This window comes from Brevundimonas alba (assembly GCF_011927945.1).
Taxonomy (GTDB): Bacteria; Pseudomonadota; Alphaproteobacteria; order Caulobacterales; family Caulobacteraceae; genus Brevundimonas; species Brevundimonas alba.
In genome coordinates this window covers 672,840-693,020 of record NZ_JAATJM010000002.1, presented here as the reverse complement: position 1 = coordinate 693,020, position 20,181 = coordinate 672,840, and the positions used below count along the sequence as shown (strand labels likewise).

General features: G+C 68.8%; 17 protein-coding genes and 1 tRNA gene. 8 read left to right on the top strand and 10 right to left on the bottom strand.

Annotation, left to right across the window (positions count from 1 at the left end; all coding sequences use genetic code 11):
• Positions 1-46: 46 nt before the first annotated feature.
• Together GGQ87_RS13970 and GGQ87_RS13965 are read left to right on the top strand one after the other, a co-directional pair.
• Positions 47-1,006: a M28 family peptidase gene (locus tag GGQ87_RS13970; protein WP_168048762.1), complete on the top strand. Its 960-nt coding sequence runs from the start codon at positions 47-49 to the stop codon at positions 1,004-1,006.
• A 51-nt stretch (positions 1,007-1,057) separates the two neighbouring features.
• On the top strand, positions 1,058-1,636 hold the full coding sequence (locus GGQ87_RS13965) for a hypothetical protein (RefSeq protein WP_209282568.1): 579 nt from the start codon (positions 1,058-1,060) through the stop codon (positions 1,634-1,636).
• 7 nt (positions 1,637-1,643) lie between these two features.
• Here the strand turns inward: GGQ87_RS13965 and GGQ87_RS13960 are convergent, their stop codons facing one another.
• From GGQ87_RS13960 to GGQ87_RS15655, 3 genes are all read right to left on the bottom strand, one after another.
• Positions 1,644-3,152 (bottom strand): Ppx/GppA phosphatase family protein, encoded by a 1,509-nt coding sequence (locus GGQ87_RS13960; RefSeq protein ID WP_168048760.1) that lies wholly within the window; start codon positions 3,150-3,152, stop codon positions 1,644-1,646.
• Positions 3,152-5,374 (bottom strand): RNA degradosome polyphosphate kinase, encoded by a 2,223-nt coding sequence (locus GGQ87_RS13955; protein WP_168048758.1) that lies wholly within the window; start codon positions 5,372-5,374, stop codon positions 3,152-3,154. Before GGQ87_RS13955 ends, GGQ87_RS13960 begins: the two co-directional genes overlap by 1 nt.
• 105 nt (positions 5,375-5,479) lie before the next feature.
• Complete coding sequence (locus tag GGQ87_RS15655) at positions 5,480-5,734, bottom strand: RcnB family protein (RefSeq protein ID WP_168048756.1); 255 nt, start codon at positions 5,732-5,734, stop codon at positions 5,480-5,482.
• A 48-nt stretch (positions 5,735-5,782) separates the two neighbouring features.
• Between GGQ87_RS15655 and GGQ87_RS15500 the strand changes: the two genes are divergently transcribed.
• The gene (locus GGQ87_RS15500; RefSeq protein WP_245161613.1) at positions 5,783-6,346 is read left to right on the top strand and encodes a hypothetical protein; all 564 of its coding nucleotides are present in this window, start codon (positions 5,783-5,785) and stop codon (positions 6,344-6,346) included.
• 317 nt (positions 6,347-6,663) lie between these two features.
• Here GGQ87_RS15500 and GGQ87_RS13940 read toward each other — a convergent pair whose 3' ends face one another.
• Entirely contained in the window at positions 6,664-7,275 is a 612-nt protein-coding gene (locus tag GGQ87_RS13940) for an RcnB family protein (RefSeq protein WP_168048754.1), read from the bottom strand.
• A 357-nt stretch (positions 7,276-7,632) separates the two neighbouring features.
• On the opposite strand from GGQ87_RS13940, the gene GGQ87_RS13935 reads away from it, so the two are divergent.
• Positions 7,633-7,935: a sel1 repeat family protein gene (locus tag GGQ87_RS13935; protein ID WP_245161612.1), complete on the top strand. Its 303-nt coding sequence runs from the start codon at positions 7,633-7,635 to the stop codon at positions 7,933-7,935.
• On the opposite strand, the gene GGQ87_RS13930 is transcribed toward GGQ87_RS13935, so the two are convergent.
• Positions 7,932-8,693, bottom strand: a complete 762-nt coding sequence (locus tag GGQ87_RS13930) for a polysaccharide biosynthesis/export family protein (RefSeq protein ID WP_168048752.1) — start codon at positions 8,691-8,693, stop codon at positions 7,932-7,934. The two genes, GGQ87_RS13935 and GGQ87_RS13930, sit on opposite strands and share 4 nt — an antisense overlap.
• A 124-nt stretch (positions 8,694-8,817) precedes the next feature.
• Here GGQ87_RS13930 and GGQ87_RS13925 point away from each other — a divergent pair, with 124 nt between their 5' ends.
• Together GGQ87_RS13925 and GGQ87_RS13920 are read left to right on the top strand one after the other, a co-directional pair.
• Entirely contained in the window at positions 8,818-10,260 is a 1,443-nt protein-coding gene (locus GGQ87_RS13925; RefSeq protein ID WP_168048750.1) for a GumC family protein, read from the top strand.
• A 61-nt stretch (positions 10,261-10,321) separates the two neighbouring features.
• Positions 10,322-11,023 carry a CpsD/CapB family tyrosine-protein kinase gene (locus GGQ87_RS13920; RefSeq protein ID WP_168048748.1) on the top strand — a complete coding sequence of 234 codons (702 nt, stop codon included), beginning with the start codon at positions 10,322-10,324 and terminating at the stop codon, positions 11,021-11,023.
• A gap of 314 nt (positions 11,024-11,337) precedes the next feature.
• On the opposite strand, the gene GGQ87_RS13915 is transcribed toward GGQ87_RS13920, so the two are convergent.
• Genes GGQ87_RS13915 through GGQ87_RS13900 form a run of 4 tightly spaced genes read right to left on the bottom strand, consistent with a single transcriptional unit; the run spans position 11,338 to position 16,242 of the window.
• Positions 11,338-12,279, bottom strand: a complete 942-nt coding sequence (locus tag GGQ87_RS13915; RefSeq protein ID WP_168048746.1) for a glycosyltransferase family 2 protein — start codon at positions 12,277-12,279, stop codon at positions 11,338-11,340.
• Entirely contained in the window at positions 12,279-13,217 is a 939-nt protein-coding gene (locus GGQ87_RS13910; protein ID WP_168048745.1) for a glycosyltransferase family 2 protein, read from the bottom strand. The genes GGQ87_RS13915 and GGQ87_RS13910 overlap by 1 nt, the downstream gene beginning before the upstream one ends.
• Entirely contained in the window at positions 13,214-14,665 is a 1,452-nt protein-coding gene (locus tag GGQ87_RS13905) for an oligosaccharide flippase family protein (protein WP_168048743.1), read from the bottom strand. The genes GGQ87_RS13910 and GGQ87_RS13905 overlap by 4 nt, the downstream gene beginning before the upstream one ends.
• A complete protein-coding gene (locus GGQ87_RS13900; protein WP_209282567.1) occupies positions 14,665-16,242 on the bottom strand; it encodes an exopolysaccharide biosynthesis polyprenyl glycosylphosphotransferase in 1,578 nt (525 codons plus the stop codon). The genes GGQ87_RS13905 and GGQ87_RS13900 overlap by 1 nt, the downstream gene beginning before the upstream one ends.
• A gap of 134 nt (positions 16,243-16,376) precedes the next feature.
• Here GGQ87_RS13900 and GGQ87_RS13895 point away from each other — a divergent pair.
• A tRNA-Ser gene (locus GGQ87_RS13895) sits at positions 16,377-16,468 on the top strand.
• Positions 16,469-16,500: 32 nt separating this feature from the next.
• Here GGQ87_RS13895 and GGQ87_RS13890 read toward each other — a convergent pair.
• Entirely contained in the window at positions 16,501-17,592 is a 1,092-nt protein-coding gene (locus GGQ87_RS13890; protein WP_168048741.1) for a phytase, read from the bottom strand.
• A 249-nt stretch (positions 17,593-17,841) separates the two neighbouring features.
• Here GGQ87_RS13890 and GGQ87_RS13885 point away from each other — a divergent pair, with 249 nt between their 5' ends.
• Positions 17,842-20,091, top strand: coding sequence for a TonB-dependent receptor plug domain-containing protein (locus tag GGQ87_RS13885; protein ID WP_168048739.1), 2,250 nt, complete (start codon positions 17,842-17,844; stop codon positions 20,089-20,091).
• Positions 20,092-20,181: the final 90 nt, after the last annotated feature.

The following is a 20,181-nucleotide window of genomic DNA, read 5'->3' as shown; positions in this document are numbered from 1 at the left end:
CGCACGCGGCCGGGCCTGCTAGCCTCCCCGTCGAAGAGGAGAATCCATGGTCCCGTTCCGTCATCTGGCCCTGTCGTCGGCCGCCGCAGCCCTGCTTCTGGCCGCCTGCGCCTCCGACGGCCCGCCGGCCCCCCCGGCCGCGCCCGAGCCCTCGGTCATGCATGCCCAGCTGCTGGAGGATGTCCGCATCCTCGCCGCCGACGACATGCAGGGCCGCGACACCGGCTCGCCCGGCGGCGCCATGGCCCGCGCCTACATCATCGGCCGGCTTGAATCACTCGGCGTCGTCGCGCCGCCGATGGGCCGCGAACAGCCTTGGGAGATGCAGGGCCGCACCCGGGAAGGGCCCAAGACCTTCAACGGCGTGAACATCATCGGCGTCATTCCGGGAACCCGCGTGACCGACAAATACATCGTCGTGACCGCCCACTACGACCATGTGGGGACCAACGACGGTCAGGTATTCAACGGCGCCGACGACAACGCGTCCGGGGTGGCGACCATGCTGGCGCTGGCGGCTGATCTGAAGCGTCAGGCGCCCGAGCACAGCGTCTTTATCGTCGCTGTCGATGGCGAGGAGCGCGGACTGCTCGGCGCCAAGCATTTCGTCGAGGCGCCGCCGGTGCCGCTCACCTCGATCTCGATGAACCTGAATTTCGACATGACGGCCCGCGCCGAGACCGACGGCAAGCTGTGGGTCACGGGCACCTACCAGAACCCCAACCTGCGCCCCATCCTCGAGCTGATCCCGGCCAACGGCTCCGTCGCCCTGGCCTTCGGCAAGGACACGCCGCAGGACACGGGCGAAGACAACTGGGTCGACGCCTCCGATCACGCGGCCTTCTATCACGCCCAGATTCCGTTCCTGTATCTGGGGGTGAACTACCATCCCGACTATCACCGCCCGTCGGACGACTTCGAGCGGATCACGCCGTCGGTGTTCATCAGCGCCACCGAACTCTCCATCGTCTCGTTCCGGGCTCTGGACCGGGCGCTCGACCGCTAGGGCTCGACAGCGGCGGCGGCGCGTGATCGGCTCCGGTTTCCGGAGGGCTCCATGCATATCAGACACCTGACCGTCGCCGCCGTCTTCGCCGCCCTGGCCCTCGCATCCTGCGACAAGCCGGCTGAGCCTGGCCCATCGGCGACTGGAGGTACGGAAGCGCCGGCGACGCCCGCGCCCGGCTTCGCCCATGCCATGACGTCCGACATGTCCGGCTACTACATGCCGGTCGGCGACGTTGCCGTCGGCAAGTGGCGGCTGAACCACCTCTTCGTCGGCCAGTCGACGGACTTCCAGAGCTGGGAAGGCGGAAGCCGCAGCGCGACGTTCGCGCCGGTCATGCTGCAGTTCGACGACGCGACCAGCCCGATGGTCGAGACCGAACTCGGCGAGACCCGCAGCGTCACCGCCCGTGTTCTGCCCACCTCCTATGCCGTCAGCGACACCGCCGTCGCCTTCTCGGGCCAATCGGCGGAACTGGGCCGGGTCACCTTCGAGGGCCGGCTGGACCCGGGCGCTCTCGCCACGGCGAAGCGCAATCTCGGCGGAGATGGCGTCGTCATGACCGGCAGGCTGCGAGTGGGCGATCAGACGGTCGAGGGCGTGCGCATGACCTGGTGGATGGGCGACTAAACTCGCCTCAGCCGCCGCTTCGCAGGTCCAGCTTCAGCCCCATCGCCTCGGCCAGCGCCTTGCCGCGCCGCCGCGTCTGCTCGCCCAGCAGCACGTCTGCGTAGCCGTCCGAAGCCGACAGCACGAGCGCGCCGTCCTTCACCGCGACGTGGGCGTTGACCAGAAGCTGCGGCGATCGGCCCGACAGGTCGCAGGCGAGACGGATGGCGAGACCCAGCGCCCGGGCGGCGGTGCGCTGCTCCTCGGTCAGCAGCCTAGCGACCGTATCCGGCTCCGGCGTCGCCGCGGCGCCGCCGTAGCGGGCGTTGACGGCGGTGGCCAGCCAGGCCCGCTCGGCATGGGTCTGACCCGGGATCGGGGCGCGCAGCACCTGGTCGAAGGCCAGTTCGATCCTGTGGTCCGGATGCAGCCGCGCCCCGAGGTCGGCCAGGCGGCAGGCGGCGTCCGCCAGCGTCAGATCCCGCTCCGCCCCGAACGAGGAGGGCAGGGCGGTGGAGATCGGCTGAATCCAGCCGAACAACGCTCCCGGCAGGCCCGGCGAGATCCCTTGGCGGGCCCCGAGGGCGGTGCAGCCCGCCAGCAGCGGATCCGCGGCCACCGTCTCCTCGTCCAGCGCCTCGTAAAGAAGCCCCTCGCGTACGCCCCAAGCCGACAGTACGATCCGCTCAAGCCCCAGCCGCTCGATCAGACCTTCCAGCACCAGCGCCGCGTGGGGCAGGGTTTCCGCCCGTTTCTTCGACAGGCCCTTCCAGCTCTCCAGAGACGCCTTGGACGACCGGGCGATCAGCCGGGCGATGTCCTTCGCGTCCGCGGCGCTCATTACATACTGATGCACGATCTGCAGCGGGTAGCGGGCCACGCCCATATGAACCTGCGCCAGCGTCCGCCAGGCCCCGCCCACCGCGTACAGGGTGTCGGTGCTGAAGTCGGCGGCGGGCTTGAGCCGTTTGGCGATCGTCTCACGCAGCTTGCCCGCGTCGAACGCCCCGTCACTGGCCAGCGAGAAGGGGCCGAGCGGCAGGGTGATGCCCCGCTCAACGCCGCCTTCCCCGATCCGGACCAGTTCGAGGCTGGCGCCGCCCAGATCGGCCGCGACCCCCCGGGCCGTCGGCATGCCGGCGATGACCCCGAGCGCGGCGTAGCGGGCTTCCTCTTCGCCCGACAGGACGCGAATGATCAGGCCGGTCTCCGCCGCCACCCGTTCGCAGAAGGCCTGACCGTCGTCCGCCTCGCGAATGGCGGCCGTAGCAGCGACGAACGTCCGGGCCGGCTTCACCCCATCCAGAACCGCAGCGAACCGCTTCAGCGCCGTCAGCGCCAGAGCCGCTCCGTCCTCGGACAGGCGGCCGGTGGTGGCGAGATCGCGCCCCAATCCGGCCAGCACCTTCTCGTTGAACACCGTCCAGACGGCCCGGCCCTCCAGCCGGTACAGGACCAGACGCACCGAGTTGGAGCCGATGTCGATGGCGGCGAACTCGCGGGGCGCGCCGAGGACGGAAACCAGTGGCTCCGGCATCAACGCTTCTTCCGGGAGGGCTCGTAGCTCAGATGCCCGGGCAGGGTCTTCACCTTGCGGCCACGGCCCGACAGGCTCGGGTTGGTCATGAAATATTTGTGCGCCGAGAACGGCCGTTCGGGATCGACGGGCGCCACGCGGTGATAGTCGCCCTCGGCGTCGAGCACCCAGCTCTGGGCGTCGTCCTTCAGATTCGCGACCATGATCTGGTCCAGCACCTGATCGTGGACCGTGGCGTTGAGCACCGGCGTCATCAGCTCCACCCGCCGGTCGAGATTGCGGGTCATCCAGTCGGCGGAGGAAATGAACAGCTTGGCCTTGTCGTGCGGCAGGTCGCGGCCATTGGCGAAGGCGACGACCCGGCTGTGCTCGAGGAAGCGGCCGACGATCGACTTGACCCGGATGTTTTCCGACAGCCCGGGCACTCCGGGACGCAGGCAGCAGATGCCGCGCACCACCAGCTCGATACGTACCCCCCACTGGCTGGCCCGGTACAGGGCGTCGATCACGCCCGGATCGACCAGCGAGTTCAGCTTGGCCCAGATCGCGGCCGGCTTGCCCTTGGCCGCCGCCGCCATTTCGTGACCGATCAGGTCGATGAGGGTCGTCTTCATGTTCAGCGGCGAGACGACCAGCGCTTCCAGCTCGTCCGGCGTGGCGTAGCCGGTGATGTAGTTGAACACCCGCGATGCGTCGCGGCTCAGCACGGGGTCGCAGGTGAACAGGCTCAGATCCGTGTAAACCCGCGCCGTCACCGGGTGATAGTTGCCGGTGCCGAAGTGGCAATAGGTCCGCAGTCCCTCGCCCTCGCGTCTCACGACGACGCTGAGCTTGGCGTGGGTCTTGTACTCGACGAATCCGAAGACGACGTGGACCCCCGCTCGCTCCATGGCCCGCGCCCATTTGAGGTTGGCCTCCTCGTCGAACCGTGCCTTGATCTCGACCAGGGCGGTGACGTTCTTCCCGTTTTCCGCCGCCTCGATCAGGGCGGCGACGATCGGACTGTCGCGCGAGGTCCGGTACAGCGTCTGCTTGATGGCGATGACGTGCGGGTCGCGCGCGGCCTGCCGCAGAAACTGCACCACCACGTCGAAGCTCTCGAACGGATGGTGGATCAACATGTCCTTCTCGCGGACGGCCGCGAAAATGTCGCCGCCGTTGTCGCGCACCCGCTCGGGATAGCGGGGCTCATAGCCGGAGAATTTCAGATCGGGATGGCCGCTGGGAATGATGTCCGAGACCTGCGCCAGCCCCAGCATGCCGTCCACGAGGACGATGTCCTGCGGCGCGGCGTCCAGCTCGTTGGTGATGAAGGTGCGCAGGTCGTCCGGCATGGACGCCTCGATCTTGATGCGCACAACCGATCCGAGCCGGCGCTGCTTCAACGCCTCCTCGAACTCCATGACGAGGTCTTCCGCCTCTTCCTCGATCTCGATGTCCGAGTCCCGGATCAGCCGGAAGACGCCCCGCTCCAGCACGTCGCAGCCGGGGAACAGGTGGTCCATGAAGAGCATCAGCAGGCTCTCCAGCGCGATGTAGCGCTTCCGGCCCGGCGTCGACCGGCCGTCGGTGGCCAGGGGCCAGAACCGCTTCACCTGGGTCGGCACCGGCACCAGCGCATAGAGAGTGCGGTTGTCCGAACGCCGCCGCAGCTTCAGCGCCAGCGAGAAGCCCAGGTTGGGCAGGAAGGGGAAGGGGTGGGCCGGATCGATGGCCATCGGCGTCAGGATGGCGAACAACTGGCTGAGGAACTCGGGCTCCAGCCGCTCGCGTTCCGTGCGGGTGATCTTCGCCGGATCGACCACCTCGATGCCGGCCGCTGTCAATTCCTTGCGCAGCTTGCGCCACCGCCGCTGCTGCTCGTCCATCAGTCGCCCGGCCGCGACGCTGACCTTCTCCAGCTGCTCTGCGGGCGTCAGGCCGTCGGCCGAGAGCACCCGGACCCGCTCGCGCAGCTGACCTTTCAGGCCGGCGACGCGGGTCATGAAGAACTCGTCGAGGTTATTGGCCGAGATCGACAGGAATCTCAGCCGCTCCAGCAGCGGATGTCCCGGATTGGCGGCCTCCTCGAGCACCCGGCCGTTGAACCTCAGCCAGGAGATCTCGCGATTGAAAAAGCGGCCAGGGGAGGCCAGCAGCGCCTCCGACAGCTCAAGCTGCGGCGCGCGCGATGACGGAACCTCCTCGCCCCGGGTCGTGTCGGTTATGGCCGCGTCGCTCATGCACCGGTTCTGACGCGCCGCGCCGGGCCCTGCAACCTTGCTTCGAAAAAGGAAAACGCCGCCCGACCCTGCGGCCGGACGGCGTTTCCTCCGTGTCCTGACGGCTTACCAGCTCCAGGCGTCGTAGATGACGTCGATGATGTAGCCGTCGTATTCGTCGATCAGGTAGATGTGGTTGTCGACCAGCACCCACCGCGTGCCTTCCGGCGGATAGCCGAGGCCGTAGGTCCGCCAGTCATCCAGGCTGTAACGCCAGAAGATCGACGGCAGGTACTCGCCCACGCGCCAGCGCTGACCCCAGTAGTCCCGGGGCACGCTGTAGTAGCCGTAGCTCGGCGCGAAATAGAAGCCGATGCGCACGCCGTTGTACCCACGCCAGCGCCGGTCGTTTCGCCACCAGTCGCGGCCGTGGCGCCGCTGCCAGTTCTGACGCCAGCTGTCGCCGTTGAAGCGCTGCCGGAACTCGCGGTACTCGCGCCGGTCGTCGCGACGGTCACGGCGGTCGTCCCGCCGGTCCTGGCGGTCATCCCGGCGATCCTGCCATCCACCCGGACGGTCGGGACGGTTCTGGCCACCATTCGGCCGGTCAGGGCGGTCAGGCCGGTCAGGACGATTGGGCCGGTCGGGGCGGTCCGGCCGGTTCTGGCCGCCGCCGTTCTGATCGGGGCGATCGGGACGGTCCGGGCGATCCGGGCGATCGGGCCTGTCAGGACGATCCGGACGGTTGGGGCGATTGTCGCCTCCACCCGTGTTCGGCCGATCGGGGCGATCCGGGCGATCAGGTCTGTCGGGACGATCCGGACGGTCGGGCCGGTCCGGACGATTGTCGCCGCCGCCGGTATTCGGGCGGTCGGGTCTATCCGGCCGGTCGGGGCGGTCGGGACGGTCAGGCCGATCCGGGCGGTTCGGCCGGTCCGGCTCCTGCGGGCGTGGCGCCGGAGGCGGCGACGGCGTGGTCGGAGGTGTCTCTGACCGACGCTCCGCACGCGCCTCCCGACGCTGTTCGCGAACCTCGCTGCGGTCCCTGCGAGGCGCCTCCTGATCCTGGGCCAGAGCCGTTAGGGGCGCGGCCGCGGGGACGACGAAAGCCGCTATCGAAGCGGCGACCATCAATGAGCGTTTCATTCTCGTTTGTTCCTGCACGCCCCTGTCAGGCGGCTTGGTTGAATGGTCGCGCTTGGTCGATGAACCGTGACTGAACAAACCGGCGCGCGAGGTTAAACTTCGGACACGAAAACGCCCCGCGGGCCAAGGTCGGCGGGGCGCGTTCGCAGGTCTGCGGCTTCGGCCTAGAACACGTCGCTCAGGACACTCGCGATCAGACCGGTGGCGATAGCGATCAGAACGATGTCGTTGCCGGCGTGGACGTAGCGGTAGCCGCGCGGCGCGGCGCCGAGGCCGTACACATAGGGATCGCGGACGTAGTAGTTGCGATACGACGAGGGCAGGTAGCTCCCCCGCTGCCAGCGGTAGCCGTAGTAGCGCGGCTCCACACGGTAGTAGCCGTAGCTGGGCGCGTACCAGTAGCCGTTGCGGGCTCCACGATAGTCGCGGAAGTCGTCACGGCCGCGCCACCAGTCGCGGTTGCTCCGGTCCCAACGGCGGTCCTGACGATAGTCGCGGCGGTCGTCCCGGCGCTCTTCGCGGAAGTCGCGGCGGTCTTCCCGCCGGTCCTGACGGTAATCGCGGCGGTTGTCGTAGTCGCCCTGGCGCCAGTCACGACGGTCGTCCCGGCGCTCCTGGCGGTTTTCGCGGCGATCCTCGCGACGGTCCTGGCGGTAGTCGCGCCGGTCGTCCCGGCGTTCCTGCCGGTCACGGCGGCTCTGGGCTTCGGCGGCCAGCGGCGCCGCCGTCGTCGCCAGCGTCAGGCCGATGATCGCGGCCCTGGTCAAGCGGTTCATGTTCGTCTCCATCCATAAGGCGGGACGGAAAGCGGAACCGACCCGTTAATCATGCCAAAGTCTCGCCGCGGTCATGAACTGCGTCTGAACGCCTCTGTCAGGTTCGGCCCTTCGAAGCGCCCGCCGGCTACGGCGGGGCGGTAACGCTTCGTAAGCGTCCCGGTGACGCTTCGTTAGAGGAGGTGAACCAGAGATTTCGAAGAGATTTCAGAGGTCTTTACATGCAGCAGTATTCGTACCCCGTTTGCTGGAAAGGCCCCCTGCAGGCCGCTGCTGTTAACTTTAACTTCAAACCGCGGGTATTTCATTCGTGTCAGAGGGCGGGGCCAGAAAGGCTCCGGTTCGGGAGATACGGTGATGATCGCGCAAGAAATGGCGCCCACGGCCAACGAGGAGCAGGGTCTGCCCCTGCCGACCGCCGACATGAACGGCGATGACCTGTTCCGGCTGGGCATGATGTATTCGAGCGGCCAGGGCGGATGCCCGATGGATCGCGTCTCGGCCCACATGATCTTCAACCTCGCCGCCATGAAGGGCTCGGTGGAAGCGCGGGTCTATCGCCGCGAGATGAGCGCCGAGATGGAGCAGGACGAGATCTGCGAGGCCCAGAAGGCGGCTCGCCGCTGGATCGACGCCGGCGTGGTCAAGCTCGCCGCCTAGAAGCTCTGGTACTGCCCGCCGATGGCGTAGCTGAAGCCGATCGGAAGGGCGTTGCGGAACAGCGACACGAAATTCGCGACCTCGCCCAGGTTCGACCTCGGCACGAAGATGATGTCGCCGCGCCTCAGGGCGACCACCTCGCCGCGACGGGGCCGCAGGTCAACCGCCCGCATCATGCGGACTCCGCCGGGGCCGCGCCGGATCAGCGCCACCTCCTGCGCCCGCGCCGTAGGCAGGAAGTCCCCGGCCTGGATCACGGCCTGATAGGCGTCCAGATCGCCCGTCATCTCGATCATGCCGGGCGTGCGCACCTCGCCGCCGACCCAGACGCGGATCGGTCCCGCGGCCTTGAGTGTGATCTCGACCAACGGGCGGCGTAGCTGGCTGGCGAAGGCCGCCGCCGCATCCGCCTCGACCTCGGCGATTGTACGGTCCGCCGCCATGATCTGACCGACCAGCGGGAGGGAGACGCGACCATCAGGCCCGATCTTCTGTGTGCGGGTCAGTTCGACCGCCGTCGGCGTGGCGATCTCGATCTCATCGCCGGGATAGAGGACGTACTCCGGCTCCATCTCGGTCCAGTCCGCGAAGCCGATCTCGGGGAAGGAGGTGCGTCCGACGCTCTGCACCCGGTCGCCGCCGGCATCCATCGGCCGGGGCATGCGCGCGCCGTAGTCGCCGCCGCCGCCGCAGCCCGTGACCAGCGCGCCGCTCGCGCCGGCGAGGCCCAGAAGCAGCAGGCGGCGGTCAATGGACATGGCGGATTGATTCCCGGAAGCAGCGTTCGAAGAGGAAGGTCGCGCCTTATGGGTAACCATGGGTTAACGCCGCTGGCCCAAGGCTGGTCACGTTCAGTCCAGTAGATGGAATCAGTCCGCCCGCATGCGCACGACGGCTTACACGACAGTCCGCCCGCGCTACGGCTTCTTCGACGTCGTTGGCCTGCTGTTTCGCGAACTGCTGCTGATGGTGGTGATCTTCCTGGTCGTGTTCGCGCTCGGCACGGCGGCGGTCCTGACCCTGAAGAAGTCCTATACCGCGACCGCCAGCGTCTATGCGGGGGCAGGGCAGGAGTATGTCTATCAGCCCCGCGTCGGGACCAGCGAGCGCGGGCAGCCTCTTGAGGCCGACGCCGTCGCGCAGTCGGAGGCGCAGATCCTCGGCAGCCTCGAGGTCAAGCGGCGGGCGGTGAAGGCCTTGGGCGCCGATACGATCCTCGGCCCCAACGCCAGCGGCACGACCGCCGCGAAAGAGGCCGCCGCCCTGAAGGTGCTCGACAGCAGCCTCGGGGTCGGGACGACGGCGGGCAGCGCCATCATCTCCGTCTCCTACGCCGCCGACGATCCGGTGAAGGCGGCGCAGATCCTGAACGCCATTGTCGACCAGTATCTGGTCCAGCGGCGCACCGTCTTCCGCGACCGCACCACGCCCGCCATCGCGGCCCAGCGGGAGGTGTTCGAAGACCAGCTCGCCGACGCCGACGCGGCCTACAACACCTTCATCGCAACCAATGACATCGGCGACTTCGCCACCGCCAAGGCGGCGCAGGCGGCGGTCTATCAGACGACCTTCACCGAGGTGCTGTCCCTGAGGGCGCAGCTGAACCAGGCAAGCCAGCGGCTCAGTACTCTGGAGGCCCAGTTGGCCCAGCAGCCTGCGGAGGTGGTGCTGCAACAGGACCTGAATGTATCGGCACAGGACCAGATCCTGCAGCTTCGGACCCAGCGCGAAGCCCTCCTGTCGCGCTACACCCCCGACGCCCAGCCGGTGAAGGACATCGAGCAGCAGATCGCTGACCTTCAAGCCTATGTCTCCACCGGCACCACCGTCGGGGCCAAGGAGGTCCGCACGGGACCGAGCATCATCTTCACAGAGATCGAGACCGCCCGGATCAACGCTGCCGCCGACCGGGACGGGCTCGCGGCGCGGCTTGCCGTCGCCGAGCGGCAGCTGGGGCAGACCCGCGACCGGCTGGCCGAGCTGACGCGGCTGGAATCGACCAACGCCAATCTGTTCGGCAATCGCGAGGTTCTGACCAACTACATCCGCGAGTTCCAGCAGCGGGAGACGGCGGCCCAGGCCGACAGCGCTCTCGTCGCCGCCGGCGCCGACAATGTCACCGTCATCGAGCGCGCCGAGGCCCCGACCAAGGGCTCCAGCCTGAAGGCGCCGTTGCTGGCGCTGGTCTTCCTGTTCGCCGGCTTCACCGCCCTGTGCATAGGGCTGCTGAGGGTTTTCACGCGCCGGGGCTATGTCACACCCGCCTCGACGGGCCGGACGCTGGAGATGCCGGTGCTCGCCGTCGCTCCGATGAAGGCGCGATGATGCGCGCCGCCACGCCCGTCATGGTAGCGTAGGGACCTGTAGCCGGGCGCGTAGCGATTCGATGGTCGACCTGACATCCGAAATGGCGGCTCTCTGGGCCGCGCTGGGTCCGGCGCCGGGCCACCGCGGACGCGTGATCCAGATCGCGGCGGCCAATTCCGGCGAGGGGGTCTCGACCGTGGCCCGGGAATACGCCCGTCTCGCCGCCGTCCGTGCGCGACGGCCGGTCTGGCTGATTGACGCCGATCTGGCGCAGCAGGGACAGTCCGAGGCGATCGCCGCCGAGCCCGACCGTTTCGGGACCCTGGGCAAGGCGGCGATGGCCACTCCCGACGGCTCGATCTTCTTCGCAGTGACGCCACGGATCATGGATCGCAACGGCAAGCCTGTGCATCCGGCCCGGCTGATGACGGCCCGACCCTGTCTCGGCGGGCGGCTGTGGGTGACCCGGTTCGCGGCCGAGCATCTGCGGTCCGGCCAACGGGCCGAGGCCATCGCCGATCCACGCTACTGGGACGCCCTGCGCAAACACGCCGACACCGTGGTCATCGACAGCCCGGCGGCCGACCGCAACTCCATCGCCATCACCTTGGCGCCGTTTGTCGATGCGACCGTGCTGGTGGTGGCGGCGGAAAGCACGTCGGCGGGCGATCCGCTCATTCTCCGCGACGAGATCGAGGCAGCGGGCGGCAAGATCGCCGGCGTGGTGGTCAACCGGTCGACATACAAGCCGCCGGCCTTCCTGAAGCGGCTGACGGGCTAGGATAAGCCTGACGGCGCCGGGACTTGGCACTGTTTTCGAATTCGGCGTGCCAACAGTGCCAAACTGAAAAGGTCAACAACAGCCGAGCCTTGTGGGGCAGAGTTGGTACGGCGTGGCGCGGATCGTGCCAAATTTGCGGAAGTTCTCGACGGAATTCCCGCTCCGCTTTCGCTGTTTCACATGTCAAAGACCTAAACTCGAAATGGGGGCGAGACTAACCAGCGTCAAGGCGAAGATAGGAATATATGCCTGCGAGCTGTTGCGCATCTTTCACCCTCCGGCGAGTGTGCAGGATGCTCGTCCGCGAGGGATAGTCAGCCCTTGGCCGCCTCGAGCCGGGCCAGTTCGCGGGCGCCGTAGAAGTGGGGCTCGAAGCCCTTCATCCAGAACAGCTTGCCGACGCCGCGCGCCGTGCGGTCATACAGTTCGGCGCGTTTCGAACTTCCGATCAGGGTGAGCGCCGTCGCAAGCGAGCCCCAGACGACGGTCTGGCCGGCGCCGATGATCATCCAGCGCAGGACGGCGGGCCAGTCCCGCGCGGCCGCTGCCGTCTGGCTTGGACCCTGCCCGTAGGCGAAGGCCCGGGCGAGGGCATACCGCAGTGTCGCCCGGTGCGCCGGGGCGAATTCCTCGACCCAGGCGTCCGCCGCCCAGCCGAAGCGCCCGCCGCGCGCCTGCAAGGCGGCGAACAGGGCGTCGTCCTCGCCACCCGCCTGATCCGAGGCGACGTTGAACGGGGCGGAGCCGGGCAGGGCCGTCGCGCGCAGCATCAGGGAATTGCCGCAGCCGTAAGGCTCGTCGATCACGCCTGTCGCCTCGGGTCCCTCGCGGCCGAAGAACCGCTCCAGGTAGGGCTTGAGCCAAAGCCGGGCCTCCGGCGCACGGCCGGTGATCGGGCCGAACACCGCATCCGCGGCCGTCAGTTCCCGGGCTTGCAGAAGCGCGGTCAGCCAGCCGGTCGAGGCCGCCTCGTCGTCATCCAGGAAGGCGATCAACGGGGCTGTTGTCGCGGCGAGCCCCGCGTTGCGCGCCGTGGCTACGCCCGGCCGGGGCGCGTGCACATAGACCAGCGGCCACGGGGACAGCGGGCGTAGGGCGTCGACGCCCTGCGCCGCCGATCCGGCCGGATCGTTGTCGACGACGACGATCTCCGAGACCCGCTCGGCGACGCCCGTCTGGGCGAACAGAGAGCGCAGCGCCCGCTCCAGACTTTCGGGCCGGCGCAGGGTCGGGACGATGATCGAGACGTCGGCCATCAGACGGCCTCGGCGTAGAGGGCGGCGCGATAGAGGCGCAGCGAGAAAGCGCGCGCTGCGACCGGCAGCCAGTCGCGCTCGGCCGTCCGCCGCATCTGTCCCCGCAGCCACGGCAGGCCGGGCAGGCGCTTCAGCAGTTTCGCGGCCTTGTAGCTGGGATAGGCGGCGACGATCTCGGGGTGCCGGCTGGCCATGCGAGCGAAGTTCGGCGCCGACTGCTCGTATTTGCCGGCCAGCGAGGCGACCGTATCGAGCCCCATGTGGGTCGCGGCGTTGTCGAGGTGGACGACGCGGAACCGGCGCGACACCCGCATGGCCCACTCCACATCCTCCCAGCCCCAGCCGGTGAAGCCGGAATCGAAGGCCTCGGCCTCGAACACGTCGCGGCGGACCAGCAGATTGGAGGTGTAGACGTATTTCTCGGGCTGCCGCGCCCGCTCGGTGTAGGGCACGCACTCCGATTTGGCGGCCATGGCGCGGTGGACGGCGAAGCGGGCGTGGGTGGGAGCCTGCAGCAGCGAGAAGCCGCCGAACGCCACCGCCGGATCCTCGCGCGCCACCAGTTCGGACCAGTCCCGAAGGAAGCGGCGGTGATCCGGCCGCATGTCGCTGTCGAGGAACAAAAGGCTGCCGCCCCGGGCCGCCGCGGCCAGCCGGTTGCGGCCGATCGAGCGCCCCTCGTTCGCTGGCAGGGTGATCAGGCGCGCCGGCAGGGACATGGCCTTGATCTGCGCCGTCAGCCGCGCCGTCAGTGCGGGGTCATTCGTACCGTCGTCGAGCACGATCACCTCGACCGCGCCGTCAACCGAGCCGGCCTCCTCATCGAGCAGGGCCAGCAGCTCGGACGGGTCGTCACGCAGGAAAGGCGTCAGCACCGACAGGGCCGGCCTCGCGCCTTTCCAGGCGGCGTTATCCGTGATCTTCGCACGCGCGGTCATGCGGCGGCCCTCCGCTCGCGCGCCTGCGTCAGAAGCCGCACGGCCACGTCGCGCACCCCGGCGGCGTTCAGCGTCAGGGCGGCGGCGGCGTAGACCAGACCCCCGACCGTAGCATCGAGCGTCAGCTCGGCAATGCCGCCGATGACCGGCAACCGCGCCACGATCAGCGCCATCACACCCGTGGCGACGGCGCAGCGGATCAAACTGTCCCACGGGATCGGCAGGGGCATGACGCGGCGGCCGAGGACCTGCGTCGCCAAGAGGCCGAGCGCGAAGCTGGCGGCCGTGGCCCAGGCCGCGCCCATCAGGCCAAAGCGGGGCACGAGGATCAGGTTCAGCACCACGTTCATGGCGGCGGGCACGGCCATGGCCACCAGCAACAGCTTCGTCTTCTTGCCGAGGGTAAAGGCCTGTCCGAAATAGTAGGCGGTCAGGCCATACAGCAGCGCCGACAGGGCGATCCACGGCGTTACGCCTGCCGCCGCGATCCGCAGATCCTCGCCGATCAGAACCTCCGCCAACGGCCGCGCCACCAGCGCCACGCCCGCCGCCGCGGGCAGTCCGATGAGCAGGAAGGTCGACAGCTGCTCGCGGGCAGCGGTTTTCAGACGGTCAACGCCGCCTCGCTCCAGAGCCATGACCAGAGCGGGCTGGCCGGCCGATCCGAGCCACAGGAAGAGCACGTCCAGCGTCCGGTTCGCGATCGAATAGCCGGCGTGATAGGCGCCCACGGCCGCCTCATCCATGAAGGTCGCCAGCAGGAACCGGTCCGTCGAGGACAGCACGACTGTCAGGGCCAGCGACGCTGCGATCGGATAGCCGTAGACGGCGTATCCCCGCACCCGGTCGGGTTCGAATCCGCCGCCGCGCGCCTGCCTCAGTTCGCCCGGCAGGACGAAGGGCAGGGCGGCCAGCGGTGCGAGGCCGAGGCCCAGCAGCGGCGCGGCTCCACCCCATCCGTTGAGCGCGAAGCCCACGCCGATGAGCAGCCCGCCGACGGCCACGGCCATGTCCAGGCCCGCCGCCTTGCCGACCTCGCCGGCGGCGCGGAACCGCTCCTGTCCCAGCTTGACGAGGCAACGGGCGGGCGCGCCGGCCAGACCGGCGGCGAGCGCCACCTTGAACAGCGGATCGGCGGGCCAGAACCAGACGGCCAGGGCAGCGACGACGATGAAGGCGGCGCTGAGGACGAAGGCGGTGCGGTACAGGGAGGCGAAATGGCCCTGCGTCGCCGCGCCGGGCTCCTGCGCCGCCCAGAAGCGCGCCATGGCGGCTTCCAGCCAGCTGAACACCGCCACATGGGCCAGGGTCATCACCGAGAAGGCGAGGGCGTAGCGGCCGAAATCGTCGGGGCTGAGCAGGCGGGTGAACAGGATGATCGACAGGAAGCCAACCACGCCCTGCACGATGTTGGCGGGCAGATAGCCCCAGACGCCCCTCCAGAACATCAGCGGACCGCCGAACGGTCGCCGAGCAGCACCGGCACGGTCACGGCCATGATCCAGAGGTCCAGCCACAACGACTGGCGCTCCACATATTCGATGTCCAGCCGCACGCGGGCGCGGACGTCCTGGGCCGTGTGCAGCGGGCCGCGCGAACCGTTGACGGCGGCCCAGCCGGTCATGCCCGGCTTGATCCGGTGACGGTGGGCGTATTCGGCGACCAGCCGGGCGCTCTCGACATGGCCCGTCTTCATGCCGATGGCGTGGGGCCGGGGGCCGACCAGCGACATCTCGCCGGTGATGACGTTCAGCAGCTGCGGCAGTTCGTCGAGGCTGGTCTTGCGGATGAATTTGCCGATGCGGGTGACCCGGTCGTCGTCGTGAGTGACCTGACGGCTGGCCGTGGCGTCGGCGGCCTCCTGCTTCATCGACCGGAATTTCCACACCACGATTTCCTCGTGATTGAAGCCGTGGCGGCGCTGGCGGAAGAAGATCGGGCCAGGGCTGTCGAGGCGGATCGCCACGGCGATCAGCGCCATCACGGGGGCCAGCAGCACCAAGGCGATCAGGCCGATCACCATGTCCTGCATCCGCTTGTTGAAGGCGCGGCGGTCGTGGTCGACCGGCCCGGAGACATCCGCGAGCGGCGCCGCGGCCAGCCGGTCCAGCGCCGACCGCGTCTCGGCCTCGCCGTTCGGCTCGACCAGCAGCGTCACCTCATTGGGCAGGGTCCGCAGGCGGGCGTTCAGCTCGCGCACCCGGGCCTCCGCCTTGGGGTCGATGGCCAGCACGACGCGGTCGACGTAGGGGGTCATCTTGTGGGTCAGCAGGTCGTCCGCAGTGCCCAGCACCGGCACCCCCTCGATGGCCCGCGGCGACCGCGCCAGCCGGTCGTCGAAGATGCCCAGCACATTGAGGTCGCGGCGCTTCAACGCCTCGCGGATCAGGCTCTCGGCCCGGCGGGTGGCGCCGACCAGCACGATGTTGGGCGTCAGGGCGCCCGAGGCCCGCCAGCGTCCGACCATGTCGCTCCAGCCCATGTGCAGGGCATGGAGGCTGATCATCGTCAGTCCGGCCCAAACGAGCCAGGCCGACCACTGTGCCTGAGTGCCCAGCAGCAGGGCGCCGCTGGCCATGGCGACGACCGCGCCCGTGGCGACGATACCGGCCACCGAGGCGAGGTGCAGTGACGTCTTCTGGCCGCGCGAGAACCGGTACCGGCCCAGCGAACGCATCAGGGTCAGCACCGTCAGGGCGCCCAGGGCGAACGGCGCCAGCCGCGAGACGTCCGCGTGCAGCAGCGGCCCAGGCGTCGAGGCCCAGGCGCACAACAGGGTCACCGCCATCACCGCCAGCACGTCGAAGGTCCGGAAATAGTGGGCCGCCAGTCGGGACGCGTGTCTCTGCCGCGCATTGAGCCAGACTTCCGGGCGGAAGGGGCCTCGGCGGGCGGCGCCGTCGGCTGCAGGCTCCGCGCGGTCGATGGACAGGGATCCGGCGAGGGCCTGCAGGCCGGACACGTCGAGGCTGCCGGCGGCGGCCGGTTCGGCGTCGAACGAAAGGCGGCTCGCGGCGTCGGTCAATATCGGCTCGCACGGACGGGTTCGCGCACACCTTGCACAGGGCCCCTCACTGTCGTGTTAACGGTGGCCTGATCAGTGCGGCGCCCAAGACCCGTTGCGCCCGTCCGCGCGCTCCGCTATCCACGCCGCCTGCCGGAGACGTGGCCGAGTGGCTGAAGGCAACGGTTTGCTAAATCGTCGTACCCTGTAAGGGGTACCGAGGGTTCGAATCCCTCCGTCTCCGCCAGAACCTTCCGCCCCCGAAGCCGCCGCGCCGCCTTACAGGCCGAGCGCCGCGCGGATGTCGCGCCAGTCGATGTATTTGAAATTCTGGGTCCCGGCGTCGTTGATGTCGTCCTGAACCACGACCACGCCTTCGGGGAAGGCGTCGCCGACCGGCCCGCCGAGAGCGTCGAGGCCGTCTGTGCCGGTGACGCGGTCGACCGCGCCCTCGCCGACGACGAAGCGGCCCTTGTACTCAGGCCGGGCGCCGTCGATGCGCCAAACCGGGAAGGTCGAGTCGCCCTGGCTGGAGCCGATCAGATAGCGGGCGGCGCCGTCCTCGATGATGGTGAGGCCTTCGGCGTCCGCGACCAGCACGCCGGGCGCGACGGGCTGGACCAGGGTCCGCGTCGCGCCGGCCGCGGGATCGAGGCCGTAGCGCCATAGGCCGACATTCTCCTCGGCAATATAGAGGGCGCCGGTCGCCTCGTCGGCGGCGCAGCCTTCCGAGATCGTGCCGATGTCGAAGCGGCGCACCTCGCGGGCGGCCGGTTTGCCGATGGTGTCGACTGTCAGGATGAACTGCCGGACCTCGCCCTCGTGGCCGACGAGGATGGCGTGCACCTCGGTGCCGCGCCGGGCGAAGCAGAAGCCGTAGGGCTCGACGACGTCCGATGTGATCACGCCCCACGGCTGAACGCCCGCGGTCCCGGCGGGATCGAACAGATAGAGGGCCACGCCCGTCTTGCCGGGGGTGCGGTCGCTGGCGCCCAACACCACCTGCGGCCGGCCGCCTGCCGACAGCCCCTCGGTCACGTCGACATTGTTGAGCAGGCCCTCCGGCAGGAACTGCAGCACCGCGCCGTCGATTCCGTAGATATAGAGGCCGGCCTTCTTGTCCGTCCCGGCGACGAAGCCGCGGGTCCGGACGCCGCCGATGGTGACCGGCGTCGCCGAGGCCCAGACGGCCGGATCGTCAGCCGCGTCCTGTCCGGCGGTGCCGACCGAGGGGGTTTCCAGCCGGGCCTGCACGGCCACGCCCTCGCCGACGAACCCTTCGCCTTCGCCCTGGTAGTCGACTTCGTGCATCGCGCAGGCCGCGAGCAGGGCGGCCGAGGCGGTCAGGACCGTCAGCGTGCGGATGATCATGGGAGCCCCCGTTCAGCTTGATCTGCACCGGCCAGACCACGCGGTTCATGGAGGGTCAACGCAAGGCTGGATGACGATACGGCGTCGGTTCAATGACCCTTGGTCCGTCCCCTGAGCAAGCGTCACCGGACGGTTTGAAAAACGCCAACGGCCGTTCGTCAAACCATCGCAGAGGCGTCGTCGGCGCAGCCTAGCTGAGCCTCAGAACCGGCGGCCGGGGCGGCCGACCGGGCCACGGGGATGCTCGCGATGAAACTCAACCTGCTTCTGGGCGCCGCTCTGGCGCCGCTCGCTCTCGCCGGGGGCGTCTGCGCCCAGGACGCCGCGCCAGCCGCCGGCGCCACGGCGGTCGAGGACGTGATCGTCAACGGCGAAATCGTATTCCGCAACCGGACGACGGCAGAGAACCCGATCCTGTCCTACGACCTCGAATATTTCCAGCCGTTCGAGCCCGTCTCGGTCGGCGAAATGCTGAAGCGGGTGCCGGGCGTGACCTTCACCTCGGACGTGCTGGAGTTCGACGGCGTGTCGATGCGCGGCCTGCCGCCGGGCTACACCAACATCCTGATCAACGGCCGCCGCGCGCCGGGCGGGGAAGACGACGGCGCCTTCCTCGTCGACCGCATCCCCGCCGAACTGGTCGAGCGGATCGAGATCATCCGCAGCCCGCGGGCGGATCAGCCCTCGGACGGCATCGGCGGCGCCATCAATGTCGTGCTCAAGGAAGGCGCGCAGCTCGAGGGCGGCTCGGTCCGCGCCGGCGTGCTGGTGAACGGCGACGGCGAGGTCCGGCCGTCCGGCTCGGTCACGTGGGCCGGGAATACGGCGAACACCTCGCTCTGGGCCGCCCTGAACTATCAGGGCCGACGCAATCCGAAGGAAAAGCGCTCGGAGCGCTATGACGACGATCCGGCGAACGGTGGCGTGCTCGACAACATCGAACTGCAGGACGACACGCGCGACGGCGAGGACCTGTCCGCCAACGCCGAATACACTGTCCGCTTCGACAGGGGCCGCCTGCGCTTCAACGGCCTGGCCGTGGACACCAACCGCGACGAGGACGAGACCTCGCTGACCTTCGTCGACAACGGCGCGGGCGTGTTCGACGAACTGGAGGAGACCGAGGTTCAGGCCGAGCGCATCAGCCAGCAGAGCTATGCGCTGGGCGTCGACGGCGAGTTCGACGTCGGCCCGGGCGAACTGGACTTCAAGGGGGGCTGGTCGGCCTTCCGCGAGGACAGTTCAAGCCGTGCGGACGCCGCCGACGCGGGTGATCCGCTGGAACTGGACGAATATGTCGAGACCGACATCAGCGACGACGAGTACGAGTTCGGCGTGGCTTACACCTTCGGCCCCGACGCGCTGCGCCTGAAGCTCGGCGCCGATTATCTGAGCAAGGAGCGGGATGCCGCCGAGGTCGAGTTCGACATCGACAATGGCGCGATCGACGATCCCGATCCCGCGCCGGGCGCGATCTACACCATCGAGGAGACCCGGCTGGAGCCGTTCGCGCGCCTGACTTGGGAGCCGACGGACGCCCTGACCATCGACGCCGGCCTGCGTTACGAAATGATGGATCGGGACGTGTCCAGCGATCTCGGCGTCGTCTCGTCTGAGGCCGACGAGCTGTTCCCGTCGCTGCACCTGACCTGGTCGCCGACGGCGCAGGACCAGTTCCGCGCCTCCTGGGCCCGCACCCAGCGGCGTCCGGAATACAGCTTCCTCGCCCCCTATATCGCCAGCGAGGAGCCGGCGGACGAGGACGCCCTGCGCGGCAATCCGCTGCTCGAGAGCGAGTTCGCCAACGGCTTCGACGTTGGATATGAGCGACGCCTCGGCACGCGCGGCATCTTCGGCGTCAACCTGTTCTACCGCGAGATCGAGAACCTGATCGAGCTGACGGACACGGGCACGGAAGTCGACGAGGATGGCGGCCCGGTCGATCCGGGCGACGACGCCTACAACCTGATCGAACCGCGCAACATCGGCGACGGCACGACCTGGGGGATCGAGGTCGATCTGTCCGCGCCGCTCGACGTCGTCGGCCTCCCGGAGACGGGAGTCTTCTTCAACTACACCTGGCTGGACAGCGAGGTGGTCGATCCGTTCACCGGCGTCGAGCGGCAGTTCCGCAACCAGCCGCAGAACGTCTGGAACGTCGGCTTCATCCAGAACCTGCCGGCCTGGGGCGCGAGCTTCGGCGCCAGCCTCTACGGCCGCGACGAGGGCTATGAGTCCGGCCTCGATGAGCTGGTGAAGGTCGAATACGACCAGGATCTGGAGGCCTTCGTCGAGAAGCGGTTCGGCGACCGCGTCGTCATCCGCCTGTCGGCCCAGAACCTGCTCGACAAGGAGAAGCGCGAGACCTTCTTCAAATACGACGGGGACTCGATCGAGGAGATCCTCGACAACCGCGCCAATGGCGATGTCGACGAGTACGAACTGGAGAGCGAGCGTTCGGGCGTCCTGTACCAGGTCACCCTGCGCGCGGCCTTCTAGGACGACGAGGACCGGATGGCCGAGCGGCGCCGCAACGCCTCCCGGTCCCTCCTCGTCGAACGGCTCTTGACTCGTGTAACCCATGGGTGA